This is a genomic window from Ruegeria sp. CDSC045, assembly GCF_059610725.1.
This window is the reverse complement of record NZ_JBXWOE010000001.1, coordinates 825,895-849,976: the sequence shown is the minus strand read 5'-3', so window position 1 is coordinate 849,976 and position 24,082 is coordinate 825,895. Positions and strand designations below refer to the sequence as shown.

Sequence of the window (24,082 nt, the reverse complement as noted above, 5' to 3'; positions counted from 1 at the left end):
ATCATCCGTCGATTCGAGCAGCCATGATTGCGATGGATTCTTGGTACACCGTCGCGGCATTCCACTGTTGAATGACCGCAAAATTCGGTTGGCCCGGTTGATATCCGCGTCCGGGCTTCCAGCCCTTTTTACGCAGGAAATTAGCGGTCGAGGCCAGCGCATCGGTCATGTTGTAGAAATCGACCTGACCGTCACCAGTGGCATCAACACCGTATTCCAAGGCATTGCCCGGCAGAAACTGTGTATGTCCCAGTTCACCGTGTTTGGCACCAACGGTGTTGGTCGTAATGCTGCCTTGATCAACCAGTTTCAGTGCTCCAATGGCGTGAGGGACAAAGAACTCGGATCGGCGACAATCATAGGCCAAAGTGGTTATTGCTGACACAACCTGGCTGTCACCCATGAAATTTCCAAATCCTGTTTCCATTCCGTGAATAGCGATCAGAACGCCCGCTGGCACCCCATACTGGCGCTCGAGCGTTGCATAGAACTGAGGGTTCCTGGCTTTGCGCTTACGGCCCTGCGCTACGATGGTATCCGCGCCGCGGATCTGCATGAATTTGTCCAGCGAGTATTTAAAACTCTTCTGGTTTCGGTCCGCGGCAATGGTTCGGGTGGCGTATTGGCTTTGGCTCAGCGCCTGCAATCCCTTCTTTTTTACTCCCGCGCGCTGGGCCTGCTTCGCGAAATCCCGCTTCCAGGTCTCAAATCCATTTCCGGTGTTGCCACAGGGGGCCGCTGCCGCAAAGCCAGGTAGAGAAATTGCCAAAATAAGAGCAAGCCGAAGCATCTTGTAATCCGATCCAATGAAATGACAGGGGCAGCCTAGGCAGGGAAGCCGCACACGAAAAGGGGTTAATAAAGGTCGAGTTCCCCGGTGCCCTTCAGGCTATCAAACCATTCATCCGGCGTTTTGTCGATTTTGGCGTGCTTGACCATCATGACGTTCATATTGGGAAGCCCTGATGAATCTGGCCAGTTTTCAGGTTGCCACAGATCCGACCGGATGACGCATTTAGGGCAATGTGCAAAAGCGGTCTCGATATGAATCATAAGGGCTAGCTTAGGCGCGCGATTATTCACTGCCATACTGTTCAGCAAGTCCGGGTCAATACATATGCGCGCGGTTCCTCGGATGCGCAAAGTCTCCAGCTTGCCAGGCACTAGGAAGATCACACTGACACGCGGGTCCTGTATTATATTGTGAAACGTGTCAGTCCGCTTGTTGCCTGGGCGGTCGGGAATGGCGATCAGAGTGTCTGAGATCAGCCGAACAAACCCTTCGGGATCCCCACGAGGAGAAATATCCAGATAACCACCCGGATTGGCCGAAGCGATCAGGCAGAAGGTCGACTTGGCGATAAAGTCGCGGCACATGCCGTCCAGCGCGGCTTGTTCCTTGGCGATGATCTGGGGAAGGGGCGCGCCGGTGATGCGCTCCAGTCCCTCTTTCGAAGTGACGAAATCCGAGAACGGGGCGAATGCGGTTTCGGCTGACATGCGATCTCTCCTAACCGGGGTAATGGCAAGTGTGAAAGATCGGGCCAAACGAAACAAGGGGCGCCCGATGGACGCCCCTATAGAGTTATCGTCGAAAATGCTGGATTAGCAGCTGTAATACATGCCGTATTCAACCGGATGCGGCGTGTGTTCGTAGGTTTCGACTTCGTCCATCTTCAGTGCGATGTAGCCGTCGATCTGGTCTTTAGTGAACACGTCGCCCTGCAGCAGGAAGTCGTGATCCGATGCCAGGGCTTCCAGAGCTTCACGCAGTGAACCGCAAACCGTCGGGATGTCGGCCAGCTCTTCGGCCGGCAGATCGTACAGGTTCTTGTCCATGGCTTCGCCCGGATCGATCTTGTTCTTGATGCCGTCCAGACCAGCCATCAGCAGCGCGGCAAACGCCAGGTAGGGGTTTGCGGCCGGATCAGGGAAGCGGGCTTCGACGCGCTTGGCTTTCGGGCTTTCGGTCCATGGAATACGGACACAACCCGAACGGTTACGAGCCGAGTAAGCACGCAGGACGGGGGCTTCAAATCCGGGGATCAGACGCTTGTAGCTGTTGGTCGCCGGGTTGGTGAAGGCATTCAGTGTCTTGGCGTGCTTCAGGATACCACCGATGAAGAACAGTGCCTCGTCCGACAGATCAGCATACTTGTCGCCAGCAAACAGAGGCTTGCCGTCCTTCCAGATCGACATGTTCACATGCATGCCGGTACCGTTGTCGCCTGCGATTGGCTTCGGCATGAAGGTCGCCGATTTGCCGTATGCATGCGCCACGTTGTGGATGATGTATTTGAACTTCTGCAGCTCATCTGCCTGTTTGGTCAGGCTGTCAAAGATCAGGCCAAGCTCGTGCTGGCACGACGCAACCTCGTGGTGATGCTTGTCGACCTTCATGCCCAGACGCTTCATGGTCGACAGCATTTCCGAACGCAGATCCTGGGCTTCGTCGATCGGGTTGACCGGGAAGTAACCGCCCTTAACCCCCGGGCGGTGGCCCATGTTGCCCATTTCGTATTCGGTGTCGGTGTTCCAGGATGCATCAGTTGCATCAACTTCGTAGGATACTTTGTTGATGCTGTTGGAAAAACGAACGTCGTCGAACAAGAAGAACTCGGCTTCAGGACCCATATAGGCCACGTCGCCGATACCGGTTGCCTTCAAGTAGGCTTCGGCTTTCTGGGCGGTGCCGCGCGGGTCACGCTCATAAGCTTCACCGGTGTCGGGCTCGACAACTGAGCAATGCACGCAGATGGTTTTCTCTGCGTAGAACGGATCGACATAGGCGCTGTTGGTATCGACCATCAGTTTCATGTCCGAGGCTTCGATGGACTTCCAGCCAGCGATGGAAGAGCCATCGAACATGAAGCCTTCTTCAAGGAAGTCTTCATCTACCTGATCGGCCACCAGGGTGACGTGCTGCAGTTTGCCGCGCGGGTCAGTGAAGCGGACGTCGACATATTCGGCACCTTCGTCCTTGATTAGCTGAAGAACTGCGTCCTTGCTCATTCTCTTGATTCCTCTGAATTGAAGATTTGGTCTTGTTACAGTGCGTCCGAACCGGTTTCGCCGGTACGGATGCGAATTGCTTGTTCGACGGGTGAGACAAAGATCTTGCCGTCGCCGATCTTGTCGGTTTTGGCGGCGGAAACGATGGCTTCGATGGCGGCATCGACCAGATCGTCGTCCAGCACAACCTCGACCTTCACCTTGGGCAGAAAGTCGACCACATATTCCGCGCCGCGGTAAAGTTCAGTGTGACCTTTCTGACGGCCAAACCCCTTGACCTCGATCACGCTGAGGCCCTGGACTCCGACGTCCTGCAGCGCCTCTTTCACTTCGTCCAGTTTGAACGGCTTGATGATCGCTTCGATCTTCTTCATACCGGGCTCCCTTTAACTCTTGTCAGGATGGCACTGACCACGTCTAAGATCGGGCGGCAATGTGAATGAGAAAATGGCGATGCCGGGTTGCATGGAAATTGGATGGCCGGTGAAATTTTGAACAGTTTGCACAAAAAATAGTCGAAATTGAATCGCGCGAGGGTTCAGCATGACAGACTTACTGACTGCAGCACAGATGCGGGCGATCGAACAAGCGGCCATTGAGTCCGGTGAGGTGACCGGTCTTGAGCTGATGGAACGGGCTGGGCAGGGTGTTGTCGAGGCGATTTTCGAGGAGTGGCCAGAGTTGGACAAGCGAGGGGCCAGCCCCTCGCGTTCCCTGACGTATCCGCGGCCAGATGAAGAGGATCCGTTGCGGGCAGTTGTCTTGTGTGGGCCAGGAAACAACGGTGGGGACGGGTTCGTCGTGGCCAGGCTTTTGCGGGAGCAAGGGTGGGAGGTCGCGGTGTTTCTGTATGGTGACCTAGAGAAGCTGCCGCCGGATGCGCGGGTGAATTATGAGCGGTGGCTGGAGCTGGGTGAAGTTTCTAAGCTTACCCTGCCGACACCAACCAAACGTGAAGTTACCAAGTTGGAGAAACACGCAGCCCGACCGTCAAGTTCGCAGGGCTCTGATTTGATATTGGATGCTTTGTTTGGAACAGGGCTAAAACGTCCGATTGGTGGATTGAAACCTGCTCTTGCCAAGCTTCAGATAGGTTCAGAGGCGGATGCCGATCCGTGGTGGCCGCGCGTCGTTTCGGTCGACATTCCGTCTGGTCTTTGCGCTGATAGCGGTAGGATTCTGGGGGACGAAGGTGTAATTGTTGGCGCCCACCTAACAGTGACGTTTCATGGCAAAAAGCGTGGACATCTTCTGGACGTAGGGGCCCAGTTCTGTGGAAAGACCGTCATAGTTGACATTGGGCTGTCTTCACCAAGCGATCTCGGTTCGATCTCGCGCATGTCTTTGGCTGATCTGCATAGCGAGCGACGTTTGAGGAGAGTGCTGTCTCGATTGGTAGATGAAAGTGGATTGCCACAGAATCTCAGCAAGGCTTCGTTTGAGCACAAATACTCGCACGGCCACGCCTTGATCATGACCGGAGGCCCCGGCAAAACCGGTGCTGCGAGGCTGGCAGCGCGGGGGGCGCTGCGGATTGGGGCGGGGCTGGTGACTCTGGGCGTGCCTCCTGCGGCTCAGATGGAGGTTTCGGCGCAAGTGATTGCGGTCATGTTGCAGCGGGTCGAGAGCGTGGATGGTCTGTCGAAAATCCTAGAGGATGAGCGGCTGAATGCTCTGTGTCTCGGCCCCGGTCTAGGGCTGGACCGTGCGCGCGATCTGGTGCCGGTTGCGTTGGCTGCGGAGCGCGCAACGGTTCTGGATGCTGACGCACTGTCGGCTTTCGCGGATGATCCTGCAGCCCTGTTTGGGATGCTGCATGAAAACTGTGTTCTCACCCCGCATGGCGGCGAGTTCGCGCGGCTGTTCCCGGATATCTCGGAAAAACTGAAAGCGGTTCCCATCAAGGGTCCGGCCTATTCCAAAGTGGACGCCACCCGAGAGGCTGCCAGGCGGGCAGGGTGCGTGGTTTTGTTCAAGGGACCCGATACCGTGATTGCGGAGCCGAACGGGCAATGCTCAGTGAATTCGGCCGTTTATGAACGTGCGGCGCCCTGGTTGGCGACAGCCGGGGCCGGGGACGTGTTGGCGGGGTTTATCACCGGGTTGCTGGCGCGGCGGTTCTCGTCCTTGCAGGCCGCGGAAACTGCGGCATGGCTGCATGTGGAATGTGCGCGATCCTTCGGGCCGGGGTTGATCGCCGAAGATTTGCCCGAACAGTTGCCACGGGTTTTGCGGGAAGCGGGTTCTTAATCGCCTCGGCGAAAATCCGCCGCTGCAGTATTCGATGTCCCAAAATGAGCGTATGATGAAATTCAGGTCAGGCGTTAGTATTGCGGCAAGCGGTCTGGGTGACTTGGATGACATATATTCTATCGTTTTGAAGTAGATCAAATTAACACCCTTCAGCTGCGGTTATATTCGCACAAGATGCGTGAGCTGAATGGGCCCGAGACAGGGGATCATAGAGAAATCGCGCACAAGCGAGCAGTGCCCGTAAATGGATCCATTATGGTGAATGACTATGACCCAGAAAGTATCGATAAGCACGATTGCGACTTGTCTGACCGCTGCATCGGCCATCCCAGCAGCGGCGGAGCTTAGATATAACAACAACAGCGGCGGTTATGTTGAGCTGTATGGCCAGTTTAACCCCGTAATTGTCTCAGTTGACGACGGGGATGAGACGGAAACCCGTTTGCTGGACAATGATCTGTCCAACAGCCGGGTAGGGCTGTTTTTGATGCAACCCTACGGTAGCAATGAGTTTACCTTCCGTTTCGAATCCGGTCTGGGCCTGCCGAGCACGGGGAGCGCCAACCAGGATGGGACAAATGCCGATGGTTGGAACCGTGAAGATATTCGGCACGTCGATTTTGCGTTGAAGGGCGGCTATGGTAAGTTTTCTGCCGGGCAGGGCAGCATGGCCTCGGATGGAGCGGCCGAATCCGATCTATCCTATGTTGGCACGGCGCTCTATTCGTTCACCAATGATGAGAATGGCGCCTTCTTTTATCGTGAGTCTGATGGAATGCTAAGCGGCATTACCGTTGGTGACACATCTGATAACTTCGATGGTTCAAGGCGCGGGCGCATTCGCTATGACACGCCAGATTTCAACGGGTTTTCGGCAGCGATAGCCTATGGTCAGAACATCCTGTCCAGCAGCGATGACGATGATTACTACGATGTGTCGGTGTCCTATGGAAATACCATATCCAACGGGGTGGAGATTGCTGCATCCCTCGCCTACGCCGTGCGCGATTACGATAGCGGATCCGGGGAGAGAAAAGACACAATCGGGTCCGCCTCGGTTCTGCTGCCCAGTGGTTTCAGCGTAACCGCAGCTTTGGGTACAAGAGATGACACTTCCAGCGGTGCCAGTGACCCGAATTATTGGTATGCGAAGCTTGCGTATGAAGACGATTGGGTGTCATGGGGTAAGACTGGTATCGGCATAGACTATTTCGACGGATCTGATTTCTCGATCGACGGCTCAAGTACGAAGGCCTGGGGTATTGCTGTCGTACAACGCATCGACAGTATCAATACCGATGCCTACTTGAAATACCGTAACCATGATTTCGATGACACCACGAGTTTCGATGATAACGAGGCCTGGGTGCTGGGTGCGCGCTGGAAGTTCTGACACGACGATCAATTCCTCAAGAACGCTCCGGCCAGGTCCGGGGCGTTTTTTTGGTCAAATCGGCGGCAAAACAAGGCTGATCCGGGCTTTGCCCCTTGCACGCGGGCGGCTGGGCAAATAGAAGGCCTCAAATTTGCCCGGCGCGCCGTTTTGCGCGCCCCGAATCCTATGGGGACTACCATAATGCAGGTTACCGAGACGCTGAACGAAGGTCTGAAACGCGGCTATAACATTGTCGTATCCGCAGCTGAGCTGGACGACAAAGTTAACGAGAAACTGGTCGAAGCACAGCCTGAAGTCGAGATGAAGGGCTTCCGCAAAGGCAAGGTACCGATGGCACTTTTGAAAAAGCAGTTCGGTCAGCGTCTGCTTGGCGAGGCGATGCAAGAAAGCATCGACGGTGCAATGAACCAGCATTTCGAAGACAGCGGTGAGCGTCCGGCACTTCAGCCTCAGGTGAAGATGACCAATGAGGATTGGAAAGAAGGCGACGACGTACATGTCGAGATGTCTTATGAGGCCCTGCCTGCCATCCCTGAGGTCGACCTGAAATCGGTTGAATTGGAAAAGCTGGTTGTCAAAGCCGATGACGCGGCCGTTGAAGAAGCGCTGGGCAACCTGGCCGAAACTGCGCAGGATTTCAAATCCCGCCGCAAAGGCTCGAAAGCCAAGGACGGCGACCAGATTGTGTTTGATTTTGTTGGCAAGGTTGATGGCGAAGAGTTCGAGGGCGGATCCGCTGAAGACTATCCGTTGGTTCTGGGTTCCAACAGCTTCATCCCCGGTTTCGAAGAGCAGCTGGTTGGCGTAAAGGCCGAGGAAGAAAAAGACGTGAACGTCACCTTCCCCGAAGAGTACGGTGCCGAGCATCTGGCCGGCAAAGACGCTGTGTTTACCTGCACCGTCAAGGATGTGAAAGAACCCGTCGCCGCCGAGATCAACGACGAGCTGGCCACCAAATTTGGTGCAGAAGACTTGGAAGCGCTGAAAGGCCAGATTTCAGAACGTCTGGAAGCGGAATATAGCGGTGCTTCGCGGGCGGTGATGAAGCGTGCTCTGTTGGACGCATTGGACGTGAAGGTTTCGTTTGATCTGCCACCGTCGCTGGTAGATGCCGAGGCCAAGCAGATCGCACACCAGCTGTGGCACGAAGAAAACCCGGAAGTGGAAGGCCACGACCACGATGAGATCGAGCCGACCGACGAGCACAACAAGCTGGCCGAACGCCGCGTGCGTCTTGGCCTGTTGCTGGCCGAGCTGGGCCAGAAGGCCGAAGTTGAAGTCACCGATGCCGAGATGACCCAAGCGATCATGAACCAGGCGCGCCAATACCCTGGTCAGGAACGCCAGTTCTTTGAGTTCGTGCAGCAGAACGCTCAGATGCAGCAGCAACTGCGCGCGCCGATCTTCGAAGACAAAGTCATCGACTATATCGTCGAGCTGGCCCAGGTTGCGGATAAAGAAGTCAGCAAAGACGACCTGCAGAAAGCCGTAGAGGCATTGGAAGAGGAGTAATCCTCTTCTGCCCATAGAATTCTTATGGGCACAAAAAACGGAGCCGTCTGAAAAAGACGGCTCCGTGTGGGTGGCTTTATGCTTATGAGGTGAGGGGGTCAGGCCTCATGAGCAAAAGCACGGGGGGTCCTTAGCAGAGCAGTTTTCTGCTCTGGGGTGAACCGATCCGAAACTGCTTCGATCAGGTTCAATACAGCTTCGACTTCGGCTTTTGTGGTTGCCGAATTCATCTGTTCGACAAAGTATTTTTCCATCTGGCTTAGTGGTTGGTGGTCGTAATTCGCCACACCTGTATCTGCCGGTGTTTTGTTTCTGGTATACAGATCTATTGCCTGCTCGTCCGTCAGGAATACATCGTGAGCGATGTTCGCATATTCCCGAATTCCGGAAATTCTCTCATCTGAGCAGTCCATCAAAGCGGCCATGGCTACGACTTTACCCATGGGCTTAGCACTGCCGAGGTAGTCATAAGGCGCGTTACCGGACCTTTGCAGAACGCGGTTCATAACTGGATCAATCACCGCGATCGAGTCAAGAACGCCAGCCGCTTTGGCATATTCGAAAGAGCCAATCATAACTTCGCTGGTCACATAGGATACAGAATTTTCACCGCGCCCTCGGCCCAGTTTTTTAGTATCGACACAGAACCGGGTGGCTTCCCAGACTTGCGCGCTCCGAATTGGAGGTTCTCCATCCAGGATCGAATGGAAAACATCGGACAGCATATGCGGTCCTTTGGTTTGCAGTAGTCTCATGCACCCGACAACGTCCCCCTCGTCGTCGATGCTGACTACATGTGCTGGATGCAGATCATCGAAGTGGTCGCGCTCGCGCCCATCCTCAATATTGACCTCCCAACCAAGGCGATCGCCGAAAACACGAGCGCGCAGTTTGAACATGTCATCCAAGACATCTTTGAACTTATGTTGATTAATACCATCAATAACGATGATCATTTCCATCCCCCTACAGTCTGGTTACCGTAGGGTTTAGGTTAACCAAGAAATAAGCGCAGACTATTAGGGATTTCCCGTAGAAGTGCTTTTTTTTTGATTAACCAGGGGCAATTAGGCCCAGGCCGATCGCACGACCAATAGCCTGTGAGGTGGTCAGCGCGCCCAACTTTTCACGCCCGGACCGCATATGAACTTCGACGGTACGGTGTGAAATAGACAAAATATCACCGATATCTTGTTGCGACTTTCCGTCAGCTACCCATTGGAGGATTTCCTGTTCGCGTGTGGACAGCGTGGGCAGGTAAAGAGCTTTGGCCAGCAAGCCGGATTGCATAACAGTATCGTGGGCTTGAACGGCAGCAAGTTGCAGATCACCCATGACATGTTTCTTTAGCTTATCCCATTCGGAATCCGAACAGTCCCGGGTAACGTTTAACAGTCCGCATTCACCATAAGGTCCACGAACAGGAACTGTTAACCCCCTGGAACTAATGCCAAAATCATGGGCGTCACGGAATACCGCGTTGAACTTCTCGTCCTGATCAAAGCGTCCCCAATCAACGGGTGCAATGCTTAGGACAGATTGATAAAGTGTCGGATCGAAGTGATGAAAGCCCTGGCTGCCATAGTGGATTTTCCACTCATCTGGATAGTTTGCATAGCCCTGCACATCACCTTTCACAGGGTTAAAGGTGGCATAAGACGCATAGTCGAAGCCAAGCTCTTCGCAGACGGCGTTTATAACGTCAGCGGCCGACTTCTCTGTGTGGTCGACCGCGGCCAAATCTATAAGTTTCACCTGTCCAACCCTTGTGGCGGCATATCTCTCCCCCAAGACATGCCAGACTTGTCCTTAGGGGTATACGTTGCGTCAACCACAGGGCATTGTGCAAGCAAATTGTTCGCCTTGTGTAGTCATATTGCGATGTAATGGCAACAGAATGGTCCGAAACAGCATGTCTCAGATGATTCGTTTTGGGGTAAATCCGGTTATTCCGGACGTAGCCCTGTTTCGACCAGCATCCCACGTGCCTTTGCTTCGGGATAGAACCCTTTTGCGTAAAGGAAAATGGCGCGTTGCTGGTCGCCGTCGGACAATAGCCAAGCGCCTCGCAGATATTTCCCGGCAAATTCGAGATTTGTGTCTGCATCCAAAAGGCCTTTGGCGTTTCCAGTATATCCCATTGAACGAGCTGTGGCCGGCAGGATTTGCAGCAAGCCATAATAGGGCCGATTCACAGCCCAAGGTCGGTGGGTGCTTTCGCGAATTGCTAGCTTGTGCACCAATTCGCGCGGCACTTCGTAGTGGTCGGCCCATTTGTTTATGGAGGCCCGCAGTTCCGGTGTTTCGTTGGGATAGAGCGGAGGATCAAACGTGTTCTGGGTTGGGGTATCGGGCCCTCCGCACGCCGCAAAGGGTGCAATTATCAATAATGCCAATACACTGCGGCGCAGAAGAAATGTCATTGATCGTCTCCGAATAGTTATTATGCGATGATAGGAAACCTATTGATGACCGCAAGCAAAGGCCGGGGCCCAAGCTGGATTTCGCCGGGAGGAGGCATAAAAAAGGCCGCACAGATCGTGCGGCCTTTCTTGTTCAATTCGAAACCCGAGGATCAGGCTTTGGCTTCGTCTTCTCCGGCCGAAGCATCCTGAGCAACCAGATCGTCGTCGTCGGAAGCGGCGGAACCGATATCGTCGAACAGCTCGGCGATTTCGAATTCTGCGGCGGCTTCTTCTTCGGCGGCCAGTTCCTGAATCGATTTGCCCGATGCCTGTAGTTCGGCTTCTTCTTGCGAACGGGCAACGTTCATTTCGATTTTCACTTCAACCTCGGGGTGCAGTTTAACTGCGACTGTGTGCAGACCCAGGTCCTTGATCGGTGCAATCAAGGCAATCTGCTTCTTGTCGACAGTGAAACCTGCTTCGGTAGCGGCGTCTGCGGCGTCACGCGGGGTGACCGATCCGTACAGTGCGCCGGCATCCGAGGCCGAGCGAATCACGATGAATTGCTGTCCGTCCAGCTTTTCAGCCAGCGCTTCAGATTCTTTCTTGGATTCCAGGTTGCGGGCTTCAAGCTGCGCTTTCTGGGCTTCGAACGACGCGATGTTGGCGTCCGATGCGCTCAGCGCTTTGCCCTGAGGCAACAGGAAGTTGCGGGCATACCCGGACTTGACGTCAACGACGTCGCCCATCTGACCCAGTTTCGCAACGCGTTCCAGCAGGATAACTTGCATGTCAGTATCTCCTTACTTAACGGCGTAGGGCAGCAGGGCGAGGAAGCGGGCGCGCTTGATAGCACGGGCCAGTTCACGCTGCTTTTTCGCCGAAACGGCGGTGATGCGCGAAGGTACAATCTTGCCACGCTCAGAGATGTAACGCTGCAGCAGACGAGTGTCTTTATAGTCGATCTTCGGCGCGTTCTCACCCGAGAACGGGCAGACCTTGCGGCGGCGGAAAAATGGTTTTGCGGCCATGGTTTAGTGTCCTTTCTTCAGGCGTTAATCAACGGCGCTCGCGGCGGCCTTCGCGCTCGTCGCGCTTCTGCATCTGGACCGAAGGGCCCTCGTTGTGCTCGTCGACCTTGATGGTCAGAACGCGCATAACGTCGTCATGCAGGCGCATCAGGCGTTCCATTTCCTGAACGGCGCCAGCGGGAGCGTCGGTCTTGAGGAAGGAATAGTGACCCTTGCGGTTCTTGTTGATCTTGTAGGCCATCGTTTTGACACCCCAGTACTCGCTGTCGATGACGTTGCCGCCATTGTCAGCCAGAACGGTGCCGAAATGTTCGACGAGGCTTTCTGCCTGCGCGTTGGACAAATCCTGACGCGCGATCATTACATGCTCATATAGTGGCATGTGCACTCCTGTTTCTATCAAGGCGCATTTCATAGGCGGGGCCGTTTCGTCCTTCGCGACCCTGCCACGAGAGGCTGCGCGATTCATGTCGTTTGCGAAGGATGGCCCGATATACACGTTTGTACGCTGGGGGCAAGGCCTGCCACAGATGCCTTTGTGAAGTCGCGCTATTTCCTCTGCGCTGCCCAATTCCTGACGCTTTTCGGCTCAAAGTTGTTTTGTATACCGGAAATTAACCGGACTGACAAAAGTTGGAACGGCAACCTGAGAAACAGGGTACTGAAAATGACCGCGATTAACACAAATACCTTCGAGAAATCCGCCACAGGCGTAAGTTTTGAAAAGTCAGTGCCGGTGCTCATTAGCTTTGCACCAAATTGGAAAGCTCGGATGGTTCTGGCCCGTCTGGCCGGTGCGCTACTGATAGTTTCTGCCTTTTCCATGTGGTTGATGCCCAGCACGGCAATGGCCGCCGAAGTCTGGCCGATCAAATTGGCGGCCTCTCTGATGTTCCTTCTGGTAGGTGTCAGCCTTCTGACCATCGAAGTTCTGGACGCGCGTCCTGATGCGTATTTTGACCCGATCCGCCGCGAGGTCCGGGTATTGCAAAAGAATGAAAATGGCCGCCCGCAGACAGTTTTGCGCCGGAGCTATGACAGCCTGGGTGGTGCCCGTTTCATTGAAGACCAGATCGAGTTGTTCGATGTGGACGGCAGCTTGTTGATGAAATTGCCGCTTGAATCGGCGGATGTCAGCCGAGCGCTCAAAGGTCAACTTAGCGGAAGTGTAACAATTTTCGCCTGAGTTTTATTCTGTTCAATTAAGAACAGATATTGTGAAATAATATTACTTGTGTGCTGCCCTAGGGCAGCACATTTTCGTTGTCGAGCAACCCAAGAGGTTTGCATCTACAAAATTGCGGAGATTATCATGAAATCCACCCTTCTTGCAGCAGCGCTCGCGGTTTCGGCCACAACGGCATTTGCCGGCGCCGAAAAATACGTTCTGGACTCCAGCCACAGCCAGGTTCTTTTCAGCTATAACCACCTTGGCTTCTCGACCACCCATGGCATGTTCTCGGGGTTTGAAGGCGAGATCATGTTCGATCAGGAAAACCCGGCTGCATCCAGTGTTACAGTTTCCATGCCAGTGGTCGAGATGATTACCGGTTGGAAGCCACGTGAAGACCACTTTATGTCCGAGGATTTCTTTGGTGTGACCGAAGGAGAAATGGTGACCTTTACCTCTACTGGTATCGAAGTCACGGGCGAAAACACTGCCAACATCACTGGCGATCTGACTATGAACGGTGTGACCAAATCGGTTGTTCTGGATGCCAAGCTGAACCAGGTGGGTGAACATCCTATGGCAGGAAAGCCCTGGGCCGGTTTCGACGCAACCACCACTTTGGTGCGTAGTGAGTTCGACCTTGGTCAGTTTGCGCCATTCGTAAGCGACGAAGTTGAACTTCAGATTTCAGTCGAAGCCCAGAAGGCCGACTAATACCATTACAACGAGTTGAAACGAGGCCGCCGGAGTAACCCTTCGGCGGCCCATTTTCTTAGTTGCCACGTTTTGCTGTAAGATCAACTGATACTATAACAGCAAAACCCAGCGAATCCTCGGTCGACTGCGAAGTGCCGATGTCGAAATCCAGCCGGTTCAGTTCAAGCTGTCCTGAAATAGCTGCGCTGTCACCCTGAAGGTCGAGGGTAAAAGGCAACACTACGTCCACACTCTTTTCGCGAATGGTCAACGCGCCGCGCGCTTCGTACCCGTCCTCAGTTTTGAAGAGATCAGCTTTGAATTGAGCGGTTGGAAATTGCGCACTGTCGAAGAAATCAGCACCCATTGCCTGATCTGTGACTGTCCCGAGTTTGAGCGACGTTATCGCGATTGTGACATCTGCTGATCCTGCTAGGCCCGGCCTGGGCGGATCTTCGAAAGCGATTGCAGCGGTCCAATCGGAAAAGCTGCCGGTTACCGGGCTGCCCAACTGGGTGATGGTAATGCTTAGATTGCCTTCCTGGACGTTCCAGTCGGACTGTACCTGGGTCAGTTCTGCGACCTCTGTGCCAGCTGTAGATTGGTGGTCAAACGCGCCGATTGACCATCCTCCGACCAGAACGGCACCCCAAATGGCCAAAGAGGCCAATGCGGGGGTCATTGAATGGCTTTGCTCTGGCGGTTCCGGTGCATCCGAGGCGCCCGGCATCATTCGGCGCAGCGTGCTGTCTTTATCGATAATGTGGTGTTTTAGCGCCCCGGCGACGTGCAGCGCGACTGAACCGGCCAGTGTCCAGACGAACAGCCAATGCAGGCTTCCGGTCAGCTCTGCCAGATACTCGGATTTTGGTACAAGGGGTAGGCCCTGTCCGAAGGGCCACAAAATCGGAGCGAAACCTTCGGCGGCAGCGTGATGGGTCCACCCAGTCAATGGGGCCAGAACCAAAGATGCATAAAGCAGCCAATGCACGGTTTCGGCTGCAAAGGCCTCGGGCTTGTTCTCGGCGTTCAATAGGCCGGGTTTGGTCTGCGTTATCGCCCACAAGATACGCGCGAGCGCGACGAAGAAAACAGTGACCCCGACGGTTTTATGGAGAGAAAAGAGGCTGGCGGCGCGTGCAATGTCATCTTCGGTTGTGGCTATAGCAGGATCATAAATCGCATGAGCCAATCCGTTGGCGACCCACCCCAGAGGGAATGCGGTGAAGATAAGTAACGCGGTCAGCCAGTGAAAAGTCTTGGTTACGCTTCCATAGCTTGAGAAGGTGTTTGACGAAGGCATCTGAGGCTCCGGAAGGTGGATCGTATGCAACAACCTACCGCTACAAGCCTAGGACACAATAGCAAGGGATGCACAGAGCCGGTGCCAAAGTGCAGAGATCAGGCAAAGCTTGTGCCGCGCGGTCTGTCGGTTTACACCCCGCGGCAACCTAACGTCATCCAAGAGGTTGCAATGACACGCGCATTTGTTTTCCCGGGGCAAGGTGCCCAGACTATCGGTATGGGCAAGGCTCTGGCCGAGGCCTATCCGGCTGCACAGGCTGTATTCGACGAGGTGGACGAGGCGCTCGGGGAAAAGCTGAGCGATCTGATCTGGGAAGGTGATATTGCGGACCTGACCCTGACCCAGAACGCGCAGCCAGCACTAATGGCGACCTCGATGGCTGCGATGCGGGCCCTGGAGGCCAATGGGATTTCGATTGCGGATGCTGGTTTTGTCGCTGGGCATTCGTTGGGGGAATACTCCGCGCTCGCTGCGGCAGGGGCATTGTCGGTCGCTGATACGGCGCGCCTTTTGCGCACCCGCGGGCAAGCGATGCAGAGTGCGGTTCCCGTTGGAGAGGGCGCAATGGCCGCTATTCTTGGATTGGATCTTGATGCTGTGCGCGCTGTTGCAGACCAAGCTGCGCAGGGTCAAGTTTGTCAGGCTGCCAATGACAATGATCCCACACAAGTCGTGGTATCAGGCGCAAAGGCTGCCGTGGAACGCGCCGCCGAAATCGCCAAAGAAAAAGGCGCCAAGCGCGCGGTCATGTTGCCCGTCAGCGCACCTTTCCACTGTGCATTGATGCAACCTGCCGCTGATGTCATGGCCGAAGCCCTGGCAAATGTCGAAATCAAAGCTCCTGCCGTGCCATTGATTGCCAATGTGCGGGCCGAGGCTGTCACAGATCCCGATCTGATCCGTGGGTTGCTGATCGAGCAGGTCACAGGTTCGGTTCGCTGGCGCGAAAGCGTATTGTACATGGTTGCGCAAGGCGTGAGTGAAACTTGGGAAATCGGGGCGGGCAAAGCTCTGTCCGGTATGATTCGCAAAATTGACCGTGCGATTGTTGGTAAAGCTGTCGGTACGCCTGATGACGTGCAGAATGTGACACAGGCCGAATCGTAAGACACCGAGCATCAAGAGGAAAACCGAATGTTTGATTTGACAGGTAAGAATGCACTGATCACCGGTGCATCGGGCGGGATCGGTGGCAAAATTGCGCGAAGTTTGCATGCGGCCGGTGCAACTGTGGCTTTGTCTGGAACGCGAGTTGAGCCGCTACAGGCTCTGGCCGACGAATTGGGTGAACGCGCCCATGTTCTGCCCTGCAACCTGAGTGATGCCGAGGCGGTGACAGCCCTTCCGAAGCAGGCTGCTGAGGCAATGGGATCGGTTGATATTCTGGTGAATAATGCAGGGATCACGCGAGACAATCTGTTCATGCGCATGTCCGATGAAGAATGGCAGAGCGTGATCGACGTCAACCTGACATCTACTGCCCGTCTGTGCAAAGGCGTTTTGAGGGGCATGATGAAAGCGCGCTGGGGCCGGATCATTAATATCTCATCGGTGGTGGGTGCGACAGGGAACCCGGGACAGGCCAACTATGCTGCATCCAAAGCAGGCATGGTGGGCATGACCAAATCGTTGGCCTATGAGGTTGCCAGCCGTGGAATCACCGCCAATGCGGTGGCACCCGGTTTCATTACGACTGCGATGACCGACAAACTGACCGAGGATCAGAAATCTGGGATTTTGACGCAGGTTCCTGCCGGTCGTATGGGTGACCCCTCGGAAATTGCTGCGGCTGTGCTGTATCTTGCAAGTGCCGAAGCCGGATATGTTACCGGAACCACCTTGCATGTGAACGGCGGTATGGCCATGTTGTGAGCGCGGATCGAGGTGGGCGCGAAAGCGTTTGCCTCGGGCGTTGTCTGTGTTATAGGCGGCGCACATATGCAGGGGCTGGCCGGATGGTCAACCTTCTACTTACCCGGTAATCGGGGACCTAAACCGCCCAGAACGGGCACATCAAGGCCAGCCTGAGCGGGCAAGGGCAGAACCGGGCACTATGCCCTGAAATGAAATGAGGAATAGACATGAGCGACGTCGCAGATCGCGTTAAAAAGATCGTTGTTGAGCACTTGGGTGTTGAAGAAGATAAAGTGACCGAAAACGCGTCCTTCATCGACGATCTGGGTGCAGACAGCCTGGACACTGTTGAGCTGGTTATGGCCTTCGAAGAAGAGTTCGGCATCGAGATTCCTGATGACGCAGCCGAAACCATCCAAACTTTTGGCGACGCCGTCAAATTCATCTCTGAAGCGTCTTAAGACCTTCTTTATCCGCTAAAACGGCGCTTCCGGGCAACGGAGGCGCCGTTTTTTTTGCCCAGCCGGAATTCGCGCTTGCCAGATAGCTATTGACCCGCAACCATTTACGCGAGGCAGGAAATTCTGAGCGGGCAGGGCATGCTACGATCCACCCCGATGATAAATACGGCACGTCTGATGCTTTGCGCTATGCGTCCCGACGACTTTAGTCGTTACGCTGAGATTTGGCGGAACCCTTGTGTTGTGCGCCATCTTGGCCGGGAACCGCTATCGCGGGGCGAAGCGTGGGAATCCTTTCTGAGGAATGCCGGCCACTGGCAGATGGCCGGTTTTGGCCAATGGGCCGTCTTTCGACAGTCGAATCGTCAGATGATAGGTCAAGCTGGCTTTTTCTATCGTAACCGAGGGTTAGGCGACGACTTCGACAGCTTTCCCGAGGCCGGATGGCTATTGGCACCAGAAGCCCAGGGGCAGGGATTTGGTTTTGAAGCGGCACAGGCCGCACATGACTGGTTTGACAGAATAATGCCTGGACCACTGGTTTCCCTGATTGATGCTGAAAACCACGCGTCGCAGAATCTGGCGGCAAAGCTGGGTTATGAGCTCATGGCCGAGCGCGACTATATGGGAAGTCAGGTGAACCTGCTGAAAAGAAACGGGCCGCCCAAACTGGCTTAACCTTTCTCTTTGATCGTGCCGCAAATTGCCTTTGGTTTGCCGAAACTGGAAATTCTCACCGATAGGGTTGAGGGTATGGTATCCTCTATTGACGTTGCGATTGAGCGGAGGAGCAAGCTCATGAGGATTTACCCTACGATGGAACTGCAGAACGGCCGCTGTGTCACACTGGACAAGGGTCGTCTGGATGAGGCCATGATTTGGCACGTGAATCCCGCAGAAACGGCACGCAGTTGGGCCGATGCTGGAGCCGAGTGGATGCACTTGACCGATTTTGACGCGATTGAAGGGCGCGATACCAATTCGGAGATGGTTGAAGAGATCATCCGTTCTGCCGAAATCCCTGTGCAGTTGGCAGGTGGTATGAGAACGCGCGAGCAAGTCGAGCACTGGATCGACAAGGGCGCAGGCCGGATTGTTATCGGCACTATGGCTGCGTGGGATCCAAATCTTGTGAAAGAATTGGCCAAACTCTATCCGGACCAAATCGTTCTGGCCGTAGACGTTTGGCAAGGCTTAGTGATGACCGACGGTTGGCGTAGTCAAAGTGCGTTTACACCAGAGGCCTTTATCGAAGCGTTTTCAGAGACGCCGTTTGCGGCAATTCTGGTCACTGATATCGATAGCGACATGGAAGACGTTGAGGCACAGCTGGGCCTGATCTCGGGGCTGGCAGAGACATCTCGCACACCGATCATCGCAAGCGGTGTGGTCCGCACGACAGATGATATCTCGCGGTTGGCTTATATCCCGAATATTTCGGGCGCCTTGGTTGGCCGCGCGCTGTTCAGAAAGACGCTCGAGCTTTCAGATGCGCTGAATGTTGCCAGCACAGCGCACGAACCGGTTGCGGCGTTTCAGTAAGATTTCTTCCAAAACAACAGGTTCCGCCCTTTCATGTCCAGTGAAAGGGCGGGCTTTCATCTGGCCAGGAGCCGCATTGCAAGAGTGTATACTGTAGGTGTTCCGCTCAATCTGCTTGTGTGATGATTGCGCCTTGCTCTTGCCCCCGCACCCCGGCCCGGGGTAAGAGCGTTTCTCAAACAGGAAGCAGGCAAGAGGCATTTTATGCGCAGAGTCGTTGTAACCGGTCTTGGGTTGGTCACTCCATTGGCCAGCGGGGTCGAGGAAACATGGTCGCGGTTGCTGGATGGGGAATCCGGTGCAGGCCCGATCACGCAATTTGATGCTGAGGCAAGTGGGGTCACCACAACGTATGCCTGCGAAGTTCCGCGAGGCGACGGCACCGACGGGACATTCAATCCTGACGACTGGATGCCGCCGAAAGAGCAGCGCAAGATCGAAGACTTCATTCTGTACTCGATTGCAGCTGCTGAAATGGCCTGCAAGGATTCCGACTGGCTGCCCGAGGATGAAGAGGCGCGCTTGCGCACTGGCGTTCTTATCGGTTCAGGTATCGGTGGGCTGGGTTCCATCGCGGCAACGGCTAACCTGATCCGCGACAAGGGCCCTCGACGGGTGTCGCCTTTCTTTATTCCAGGCGCGCTGATTAACCTGGCCTCGGGTCAGGTGTCGATCCGCCATGGATTCAAAGGCCCGAACCATTCGGTTGTGACTGCATGTTCGACCGGTGCTCACGCTATTGGTGACGCAAGCCGCATTATCCGTGCCGGTGACGCTGACGTAATGGTTGCCGGTGGTGGCGAAGGGTGCATTTGCGAAATCGGTATCGCTGGATTCAACGCTTGCAAGGCGCTGTCGACCAAATACGCGGATAACCCCAAAGCAGCCAGCCGCCCCTATGACGTCGACCGAGACGGTTTTGTCATGGGTGAAGGTTCGGGCATCGTTGTTCTGGAAGAGTACGAGCACGCAAAGGCGCGTGGTGCGAAAATCTATGCCGAAGTTCTGGGCTATGGCATGTCCGGTGATGCCTATCATATCACCGCACCCAGTGAGGACGGCGATGGCGCTGAGCGTTCTATGAACGCAGCGCTACGCAGCGCGGGGCTGGAGCCGAAAGACCTAGATTATATCAACGCGCATGGCACATCGACCATGGCCGATACCATTGAATTGGGTGCGGTCGAGCGTCTCCTGGGCGAGCATTCGGCGAATGTAACGATGAGTTCGACCAAATCGGCCACGGGCCACCTTTTGGGCGCAGCAGGCGCGATCGAAGCCATTTTCTCGATCCTCGCAATCCGCGATCAGGTTGCGCCACCGACGATCAATTTGGACAACCCAGCGGTCGAGACGCAGATTGATCTGGCTCCGAATGCTAAGCGTGAGCGCAAGATTGATGTGGCGCTGTCAAACTCGTTTGGATTTGGCGGCACCAATGCAAGTGTGATCTTCGGAAAGGCCAGCTAAATGTGGCGCGCTTTGGCCTCCAACATGCTGACCATCCTGGTGGTCGGCCTGTTTCTTGCCGGTGGACTGATTTTATGGGGGCAGGCGCGATACAAGAATGCGGGCCCTCTGGAAACTGCGATGTGTTTGCAGGTCGAACGTGGCTCAAACATGACGCAGGTCAGCCGACAGCTGGAGGATCAGGGCGCGATCAGCAGCGCTACTATATTCCGTATGGCGGCGGATTATACCGACAAGGCACCTCAGCTGAAGGCAGGCAGCTTTCTGGTCCGCGAGGGTGCTTCGATGGAGCAGATCATTGATGAGATTACGCGGAGCGGGGCCAGTACCTGCGGATCCGAGATTGAGTACCGGATCGGTGTAACCCGCATACAAACCCGTGTACGCGAATTGAACCCCGCAACATTGGACTTCGATGAAATCGCATCGTTCGATGTGACGGAAGAAGAAGTGCCCGCGGCTTATACCCAAAAGCGCGAAGACTCGGACACACGGTACCGGGTCTCGATTGCTGAGGGTGTTACATCCTGGCAGGTGGTTGAGGGTCTTAAGCAGATCGACGCGTTGACGGGAGATATCCCTGAAATACCGGCCGAAGGGGCGCTGGCACCGGACAGCTATGACATTGTGCGAGGTGCCGATCGGGCGGCAATCCTGCAGTCGATGCAGGATAAGCAGCAACTGCGCATTAACGCCGCCTGGGAAGGGCGGCAGGATGATTTGCCAATCAAAACCCCCGAAGAGATGCTGATTTTGGCGTCAATCATCGAAAAGGAAACTGGTGTTCCGCATGAGCGTGGACAGGTTGCTAGCGTATTTGTAAACCGGCTTGAGCGAGGCATGAAGCTGCAGACGGACCCGACTGTAATCTATGGTGTCACCAAGGGGCAGGGCACGTTGGGCCGAGGCCTGCGCCGCAGCGAACTGCGCCGTGCAACGCCTTGGAACACTTATGTGATTGATGGGCTCCCGCCAACACCTATCGCAAATCCTGGTCTTGCAAGTCTTGAAGCCGCAGTTTCGCCCGAAGCGACTGATTTTGTTTTCTTTGTTGCAGATGGCACCGGCGGACATGCTTTTGCCGAGACACTGGATGAGCATAATCGAAACGTCGCCAAATGGCGTGAGATTGAGGCCGAGCGCCAAAGCACCGGAAACTAAAAAAGGCGCCGCGAATAGCGGCGCCTTTTAGATTTAGGCGGCGGAGGATCGACGCGGTCGCCGACGTTTTGGGCCTCCGGGATTGCCCGACTTGTTAGCTGCTTGCGGCTTTGGACCACGGCGACGGAACCCTCCGCCTTTCCGCGATTTTGCGGGTTCGGCGAACTCGGGCATTGTGCCGCTGGCGACCGGAATCTCAATTTTCATCAGTTTCTGAATCTGCTTCAGTTGATCCAGTTCATCCGGTGCACAGAAAGCGATCGCCTCGCCTTCGCGGCCGGCACGGGCGGTTCGGCCAATGCGGTGGACGTAGTTATCCGGCACTTCGGGTAGGTCGTAGTTGATGACATAGGCAACGCCCGGGATGTCGATGCCACGAGCGGCCACGTCTGTTGCCACCAAGACATTTATTTCGCCTGCGCGGAAAGCTTTGATCGCCCGGTCACGCTGTCCCTGGCTTTTGTTGCCGTGGATCGAGGCGGCGTTGAAGCCGTCGGCCACGAGGCCCTTCATCAGCTTCTCGGCACCGTGCTTTGTGCGCGAGAACACCAGCGTCAGAGCTTCTTTGTCCGCTGACAGAATCTCGCGCAGTTTACCCGGTTTTTCCGGGCGGCTCAGGAAATGGACCGATTGGGTGATCTTGTCTGCGGCTTTGCCCGGAGGGGACACCTGAATGCGTTGCGGGTTGGTCAGGTAGGCTTGGCTGAGTTCTTCCATCTGCTTGGGCATGGTGGCCGAAAACAGCATGGTCTGACGCGGCGTGCCCAACTGCGGTGCAATCCGGCGCAGAGCATGAATAAAGCCCATGTCCAGCATCTGATCGGCTTCGTCCAGTACCAGATGACGTACCGAGCCGAGGTCGACCGCTCTGCGTTCCATCAGGTCGATCAAACGACCAGGGGTGGCAACCAGAATGTCTGTGCCGCGTGCCAGAAACGAAATCTGCCTACTGATGGACTGACCGCCAACAACTGTCGCCACACGCAGCTTCGTATTCGTGGTCAAATTGCGCAGGCTATCTGCGATTTGGTTGACCAGTTCACGGGTCGGGGCAAGGATCAGAGCCTTGGCGGTTTTCGGCGCAGGCTTGCCGGTCTGAGCCAGCAGGTGGTCGATCAGAGGTAGGCCAAAAGCCAGCGTCTTGCCGGTGCCGGTCTGGGCAAGGCCCAGAATATCGTGCCCCTGCAATGCCATGGGGATTGCCTGGTTCTGAATCGGAGTGGGTTGTGAAAAATTGGCGCGTTTCAAAGCGTCGTTCAGGGCCGGGGCAAGACCCAGCATATCAAAGTCGAACAAATATCATTCCTTTTTTGCCCCTGGTGACTGGATCACCACGGACGACATAAATCAGCAGCGCAATATGCGATGCCAACAGGGTTACGCTAAGACTCTGGATGCACAGGCGTTTCCTGCGGCATCCGGCCGTCGCATTCAGAACCCTGCGTGAAGGGGAACTATGGGGTGAATCGAGCGCTGTGGAGCAGGTCGGACCTGCCAATGCTCACGCGTCAGCGCTTTGTTAAGGCGCTCATGCAGGTTGCGGGGCGGAATGTCAAGCTGTGCGTTATAGATCACATCCGGCGAAAAGGATCGTTGTGGGCTGTCTGCAACCTTTAAGCAGTGAGATTGACCGCTTGGTTGATCGCAAAACCTGTTCTTACAGCTCGATATGTAGGGAAGGGCATCCGCGCGGCAGTTTCAATGTCCCGCCGGATCCAGTCGAGCGCCTCTAGCTGTTGAAGGGACGACGACAGCGCCCGATCCGTGATCGATACCAAATTCGATTTGATGGCGGAAAAGCGGTGCGGAGTGCCGGTGAGTGCCAGGATCGGGACGGTCCAGGATTTACGGACGAGCTTGAACTTGGTGTCATCCGGAACGGCGTTTACGATTGCGCTGGCCATACTGGCGGTTTCGATCCCCGGCAGGGTTAATCGGAATTCAGGGCGCAATGGGTGCCCGTGGCCCGGATTCCTTTCGATCAGGTCAAGGCGTATGAGATGGTCCAGGCTTGCCGCGAAGGCAGTTCTTCCTGCGCTGGTGGCAGCAAGCAGAGCGGCCTGCCTGCCAGGAGTGCCGGAATGCATGAGTGCCAGAATATTCAGCGACCAAGCTCGGGAGGTCAGCTTGACAAGCAAATTAATGTCCATAAAGTATAGTTAATATAATTTAGCTCAAAAGGAAAGATTGATGCCCCTTGTTTCTTTGAAAAACACGATCACGCTTGCGATTTCAGTTCGGGACCGCCATGCAAGCGCCGAATGGTTCAGCGACAAATTGGGGTTTGAAATTGCCCATCACATAGATGAAGCGGGTTGGAGTGAGATGCGCACCAATGTGGACGGTGTCACATTGGGGTTAGGAGAGCAGGCCAAGCCTTCGCCGGGGAATTGCGTTCCAGTGTTTGAGGTCGCCGATATCACCACCGCCCGCAGCGCGTTAGAGGCTGCAGGGGTGGCCTTCGATGGTGCGACGGAAACGATCGAAGGGATGGTCAGCACGGCCACGTTTTATGATCCGGATATGAATGCGCTGATGCTGGCGCAGGATTTGACTGGCAGCGGCTAAAGACTCCGGCAGGGAAGAAAATATTAACCTGCACCGCACGTTCCCTGTTGCGTGGGTGTTGCGCAAGTCATTGACTTTTCGGACTTAATTTGGTACGAACTGTGTCATGCTAGAAGAAGTGGGCAACGGCCCCGGGGTAACACCCGGCGGCCGTTTTTCGTTTCTCTCGTGCGGAGAAAACTCACGCATGAGGTCAATACGCAAACATGACTTTAATTACCCCGGAAGAGCGGATTTCCCAGAC

26 protein-coding genes are annotated in these 24,082 nt (G+C 55.2%); 13 read left to right on the top strand and 13 right to left on the bottom strand.

The genetic code is table 11. The features are described from left to right. Nucleotide 1: 1 nt before the first annotated feature. The 4 genes from AC2FH6_RS04245 to AC2FH6_RS04230 all read right to left on the bottom strand — a co-directional run bounded on the left by AC2FH6_RS04245 (nucleotide 2) and on the right by AC2FH6_RS04230 (nucleotide 3,386). Nucleotides 2–790, bottom strand: a complete 789-nt coding sequence (locus AC2FH6_RS04245; protein WP_142633122.1) for a lytic murein transglycosylase — start codon at nucleotides 788–790, stop codon at nucleotides 2–4. 65 nt (nucleotides 791–855) lie between these two features. Then, nucleotides 856–1,500: an MSMEG_1061 family FMN-dependent PPOX-type flavoprotein gene (locus AC2FH6_RS04240; protein ID WP_496701332.1), complete on the bottom strand. Its 645-nt coding sequence runs from the start codon at nucleotides 1,498–1,500 to the stop codon at nucleotides 856–858. Between the two features lie 105 nt (nucleotides 1,501–1,605). Continuing rightward, complete coding sequence (gene glnA / locus AC2FH6_RS04235) at nucleotides 1,606–3,012, bottom strand: type I glutamate--ammonia ligase (protein WP_142633127.1); 1,407 nt, start codon at nucleotides 3,010–3,012, stop codon at nucleotides 1,606–1,608. Nucleotides 3,013–3,047: 35 nt separating this feature from the next. After that, nucleotides 3,048–3,386, bottom strand: a complete 339-nt coding sequence (locus AC2FH6_RS04230) for a P-II family nitrogen regulator (RefSeq protein WP_142633129.1) — start codon at nucleotides 3,384–3,386, stop codon at nucleotides 3,048–3,050. A gap of 169 nt (nucleotides 3,387–3,555) precedes the next feature. Here AC2FH6_RS04230 and AC2FH6_RS04225 point away from each other — a divergent pair, with 169 nt between their 5' ends. From AC2FH6_RS04225 to tig, 3 genes are all read left to right on the top strand, one after another. Further along, nucleotides 3,556–5,262 carry an NAD(P)H-hydrate dehydratase gene (locus AC2FH6_RS04225; protein WP_496701330.1) on the top strand — a complete coding sequence of 569 codons (1,707 nt, stop codon included), beginning with the start codon at nucleotides 3,556–3,558 and terminating at the stop codon, nucleotides 5,260–5,262. A 271-nt stretch (nucleotides 5,263–5,533) separates the two neighbouring features. Beyond that, entirely contained in the window at nucleotides 5,534–6,658 is a 1,125-nt protein-coding gene (locus AC2FH6_RS04220; RefSeq protein ID WP_496701328.1) for a porin, read from the top strand. A gap of 183 nt (nucleotides 6,659–6,841) precedes the next feature. Next, nucleotides 6,842–8,173: a trigger factor gene (tig, locus tag AC2FH6_RS04215; protein WP_271948081.1), complete on the top strand. Its 1,332-nt coding sequence runs from the start codon at nucleotides 6,842–6,844 to the stop codon at nucleotides 8,171–8,173. Nucleotides 8,174–8,271: 98 nt separating this feature from the next. Here the strand turns inward: tig and AC2FH6_RS04210 are convergent, their stop codons facing one another. From AC2FH6_RS04210 to rpsF, 6 genes are all read right to left on the bottom strand, one after another. Further along, nucleotides 8,272–9,129: an acyl-homoserine-lactone synthase gene (locus tag AC2FH6_RS04210; RefSeq protein ID WP_496695839.1), complete on the bottom strand. Its 858-nt coding sequence runs from the start codon at nucleotides 9,127–9,129 to the stop codon at nucleotides 8,272–8,274. Nucleotides 9,130–9,226: 97 nt separating this feature from the next. Continuing rightward, complete coding sequence (locus AC2FH6_RS04205; RefSeq protein WP_185956601.1) at nucleotides 9,227–9,928, bottom strand: helix-turn-helix transcriptional regulator; 702 nt, start codon at nucleotides 9,926–9,928, stop codon at nucleotides 9,227–9,229. Nucleotides 9,929–10,119: 191 nt separating this feature from the next. Next, on the bottom strand, nucleotides 10,120–10,596 hold the full coding sequence (locus AC2FH6_RS04200) for a transglycosylase SLT domain-containing protein (RefSeq protein ID WP_281994455.1): 477 nt from the start codon (nucleotides 10,594–10,596) through the stop codon (nucleotides 10,120–10,122). A gap of 152 nt (nucleotides 10,597–10,748) precedes the next feature. After that, nucleotides 10,749–11,369: a 50S ribosomal protein L9 gene (gene rplI, locus AC2FH6_RS04195; RefSeq protein ID WP_496701325.1), complete on the bottom strand. Its 621-nt coding sequence runs from the start codon at nucleotides 11,367–11,369 to the stop codon at nucleotides 10,749–10,751. 12 nt (nucleotides 11,370–11,381) lie between these two features. Then, a complete protein-coding gene (gene rpsR / locus AC2FH6_RS04190; protein WP_005608650.1) occupies nucleotides 11,382–11,609 on the bottom strand; it encodes a 30S ribosomal protein S18 in 228 nt (75 codons plus the stop codon). Nucleotides 11,610–11,637: 28 nt separating this feature from the next. Beyond that, on the bottom strand, nucleotides 11,638–11,991 hold the full coding sequence (rpsF, locus tag AC2FH6_RS04185) for a 30S ribosomal protein S6 (RefSeq protein WP_142633142.1): 354 nt from the start codon (nucleotides 11,989–11,991) through the stop codon (nucleotides 11,638–11,640). 285 nt (nucleotides 11,992–12,276) lie between these two features. Here rpsF and AC2FH6_RS04180 point away from each other — a divergent pair, with 285 nt between their 5' ends. Next, complete coding sequence (locus tag AC2FH6_RS04180; protein WP_496691047.1) at nucleotides 12,277–12,795, top strand: hypothetical protein; 519 nt, start codon at nucleotides 12,277–12,279, stop codon at nucleotides 12,793–12,795. 126 nt (nucleotides 12,796–12,921) lie between these two features. Beyond that, nucleotides 12,922–13,494 (top strand): YceI family protein, encoded by a 573-nt coding sequence (locus tag AC2FH6_RS04175; RefSeq protein ID WP_281971916.1) that lies wholly within the window; start codon nucleotides 12,922–12,924, stop codon nucleotides 13,492–13,494. Between the two features lie 58 nt (nucleotides 13,495–13,552). Here AC2FH6_RS04175 and AC2FH6_RS04170 read toward each other — a convergent pair whose 3' ends face one another. Further along, on the bottom strand, nucleotides 13,553–14,779 hold the full coding sequence (locus tag AC2FH6_RS04170; protein WP_496701323.1) for a cytochrome b/b6 domain-containing protein: 1,227 nt from the start codon (nucleotides 14,777–14,779) through the stop codon (nucleotides 13,553–13,555). A 171-nt stretch (nucleotides 14,780–14,950) separates the two neighbouring features. On the opposite strand from AC2FH6_RS04170, the gene fabD reads away from it, so the two are divergent. From fabD to mltG, 7 genes are all read left to right on the top strand, one after another. Beyond that, nucleotides 14,951–15,889, top strand: a complete 939-nt coding sequence (gene fabD, locus AC2FH6_RS04165) for an ACP S-malonyltransferase (RefSeq protein WP_496691049.1) — start codon at nucleotides 14,951–14,953, stop codon at nucleotides 15,887–15,889. A gap of 27 nt (nucleotides 15,890–15,916) precedes the next feature. Continuing rightward, a complete protein-coding gene (gene fabG, locus AC2FH6_RS04160; RefSeq protein WP_496701321.1) occupies nucleotides 15,917–16,654 on the top strand; it encodes a 3-oxoacyl-[acyl-carrier-protein] reductase in 738 nt (245 codons plus the stop codon). A gap of 209 nt (nucleotides 16,655–16,863) precedes the next feature. Beyond that, nucleotides 16,864–17,097 (top strand): acyl carrier protein, encoded by a 234-nt coding sequence (locus AC2FH6_RS04155; RefSeq protein WP_005982462.1) that lies wholly within the window; start codon nucleotides 16,864–16,866, stop codon nucleotides 17,095–17,097. 138 nt (nucleotides 17,098–17,235) lie between these two features. Beyond that, complete coding sequence (locus tag AC2FH6_RS04150; protein ID WP_496695832.1) at nucleotides 17,236–17,775, top strand: GNAT family N-acetyltransferase; 540 nt, start codon at nucleotides 17,236–17,238, stop codon at nucleotides 17,773–17,775. A 120-nt stretch (nucleotides 17,776–17,895) separates the two neighbouring features. Beyond that, nucleotides 17,896–18,639 (top strand): 1-(5-phosphoribosyl)-5-[(5-phosphoribosylamino)methylideneamino]imidazole-4-carboxamide isomerase, encoded by a 744-nt coding sequence (locus tag AC2FH6_RS04145; RefSeq protein ID WP_496691050.1) that lies wholly within the window; start codon nucleotides 17,896–17,898, stop codon nucleotides 18,637–18,639. 204 nt (nucleotides 18,640–18,843) lie between these two features. After that, a complete protein-coding gene (gene fabF, locus AC2FH6_RS04140) occupies nucleotides 18,844–20,109 on the top strand; it encodes a beta-ketoacyl-ACP synthase II (RefSeq protein ID WP_496695829.1) in 1,266 nt (421 codons plus the stop codon). After that, complete coding sequence (gene mltG / locus AC2FH6_RS04135; RefSeq protein ID WP_496701318.1) at nucleotides 20,110–21,270, top strand: endolytic transglycosylase MltG; 1,161 nt, start codon at nucleotides 20,110–20,112, stop codon at nucleotides 21,268–21,270. A 33-nt stretch (nucleotides 21,271–21,303) separates the two neighbouring features. On the opposite strand, the gene AC2FH6_RS04130 is transcribed toward mltG, so the two are convergent. Beyond that, entirely contained in the window at nucleotides 21,304–22,566 is a 1,263-nt protein-coding gene (locus tag AC2FH6_RS04130) for a DEAD/DEAH box helicase (protein WP_496701316.1), read from the bottom strand. A 317-nt stretch (nucleotides 22,567–22,883) separates the two neighbouring features. Continuing rightward, nucleotides 22,884–23,408, bottom strand: a complete 525-nt coding sequence (locus AC2FH6_RS04125; RefSeq protein WP_496701314.1) for a winged helix-turn-helix transcriptional regulator — start codon at nucleotides 23,406–23,408, stop codon at nucleotides 22,884–22,886. A gap of 52 nt (nucleotides 23,409–23,460) precedes the next feature. Between AC2FH6_RS04125 and AC2FH6_RS04120 the strand changes: the two genes are divergently transcribed. Then, nucleotides 23,461–23,838 (top strand): VOC family protein, encoded by a 378-nt coding sequence (locus AC2FH6_RS04120; RefSeq protein WP_496688437.1) that lies wholly within the window; start codon nucleotides 23,461–23,463, stop codon nucleotides 23,836–23,838. Nucleotides 23,839–24,082: the final 244 nt, after the last annotated feature.

Coding starts and splice junctions, on each gene's coding strand:
- AC2FH6_RS04245 (WP_142633122.1), bottom strand. CDS start 790: ATGCTTCGGCTTGCTCTTATTTTGGCAATTTCTCTACCTGGCTTTGCG.
- AC2FH6_RS04240 (WP_496701332.1), bottom strand. CDS start 1,500: ATGTCAGCCGAAACCGCATTCGCCCCGTTCTCGGATTTCGTCACTTCG.
- glnA (WP_142633127.1), bottom strand. CDS start 3,012: ATGAGCAAGGACGCAGTTCTTCAGCTAATCAAGGACGAAGGTGCCGAA.
- AC2FH6_RS04230 (WP_142633129.1), bottom strand. CDS start 3,386: ATGAAGAAGATCGAAGCGATCATCAAGCCGTTCAAACTGGACGAAGTG.
- AC2FH6_RS04225 (WP_496701330.1), top strand. CDS start 3,556: ATGACAGACTTACTGACTGCAGCACAGATGCGGGCGATCGAACAAGCG.
- AC2FH6_RS04220 (WP_496701328.1), top strand. CDS start 5,534: ATGACCCAGAAAGTATCGATAAGCACGATTGCGACTTGTCTGACCGCT.
- tig (WP_271948081.1), top strand. CDS start 6,842: ATGCAGGTTACCGAGACGCTGAACGAAGGTCTGAAACGCGGCTATAAC.
- AC2FH6_RS04210 (WP_496695839.1), bottom strand. CDS start 9,129: ATGATCATCGTTATTGATGGTATTAATCAACATAAGTTCAAAGATGTC.
- AC2FH6_RS04200 (WP_281994455.1), bottom strand. CDS start 10,596: ATGACATTTCTTCTGCGCCGCAGTGTATTGGCATTATTGATAATTGCA.
- rplI (WP_496701325.1), bottom strand. CDS start 11,369: ATGCAAGTTATCCTGCTGGAACGCGTTGCGAAACTGGGTCAGATGGGC.
- rpsR (WP_005608650.1), bottom strand. CDS start 11,609: ATGGCCGCAAAACCATTTTTCCGCCGCCGCAAGGTCTGCCCGTTCTCG.
- rpsF (WP_142633142.1), bottom strand. CDS start 11,991: ATGCCACTATATGAGCATGTAATGATCGCGCGTCAGGATTTGTCCAAC.
- AC2FH6_RS04180 (WP_496691047.1), top strand. CDS start 12,277: ATGACCGCGATTAACACAAATACCTTCGAGAAATCCGCCACAGGCGTA.
- AC2FH6_RS04175 (WP_281971916.1), top strand. CDS start 12,922: ATGAAATCCACCCTTCTTGCAGCAGCGCTCGCGGTTTCGGCCACAACG.
- AC2FH6_RS04170 (WP_496701323.1), bottom strand. CDS start 14,779: ATGCCTTCGTCAAACACCTTCTCAAGCTATGGAAGCGTAACCAAGACT.
- fabD (WP_496691049.1), top strand. CDS start 14,951: ATGACACGCGCATTTGTTTTCCCGGGGCAAGGTGCCCAGACTATCGGT.
- fabG (WP_496701321.1), top strand. CDS start 15,917: ATGTTTGATTTGACAGGTAAGAATGCACTGATCACCGGTGCATCGGGC.
- AC2FH6_RS04155 (WP_005982462.1), top strand. CDS start 16,864: ATGAGCGACGTCGCAGATCGCGTTAAAAAGATCGTTGTTGAGCACTTG.
- AC2FH6_RS04150 (WP_496695832.1), top strand. CDS start 17,236: ATGCTACGATCCACCCCGATGATAAATACGGCACGTCTGATGCTTTGC.
- AC2FH6_RS04145 (WP_496691050.1), top strand. CDS start 17,896: ATGAGGATTTACCCTACGATGGAACTGCAGAACGGCCGCTGTGTCACA.
- fabF (WP_496695829.1), top strand. CDS start 18,844: ATGCGCAGAGTCGTTGTAACCGGTCTTGGGTTGGTCACTCCATTGGCC.
- mltG (WP_496701318.1), top strand. CDS start 20,110: ATGTGGCGCGCTTTGGCCTCCAACATGCTGACCATCCTGGTGGTCGGC.
- AC2FH6_RS04120 (WP_496688437.1), top strand. CDS start 23,461: ATGCCCCTTGTTTCTTTGAAAAACACGATCACGCTTGCGATTTCAGTT.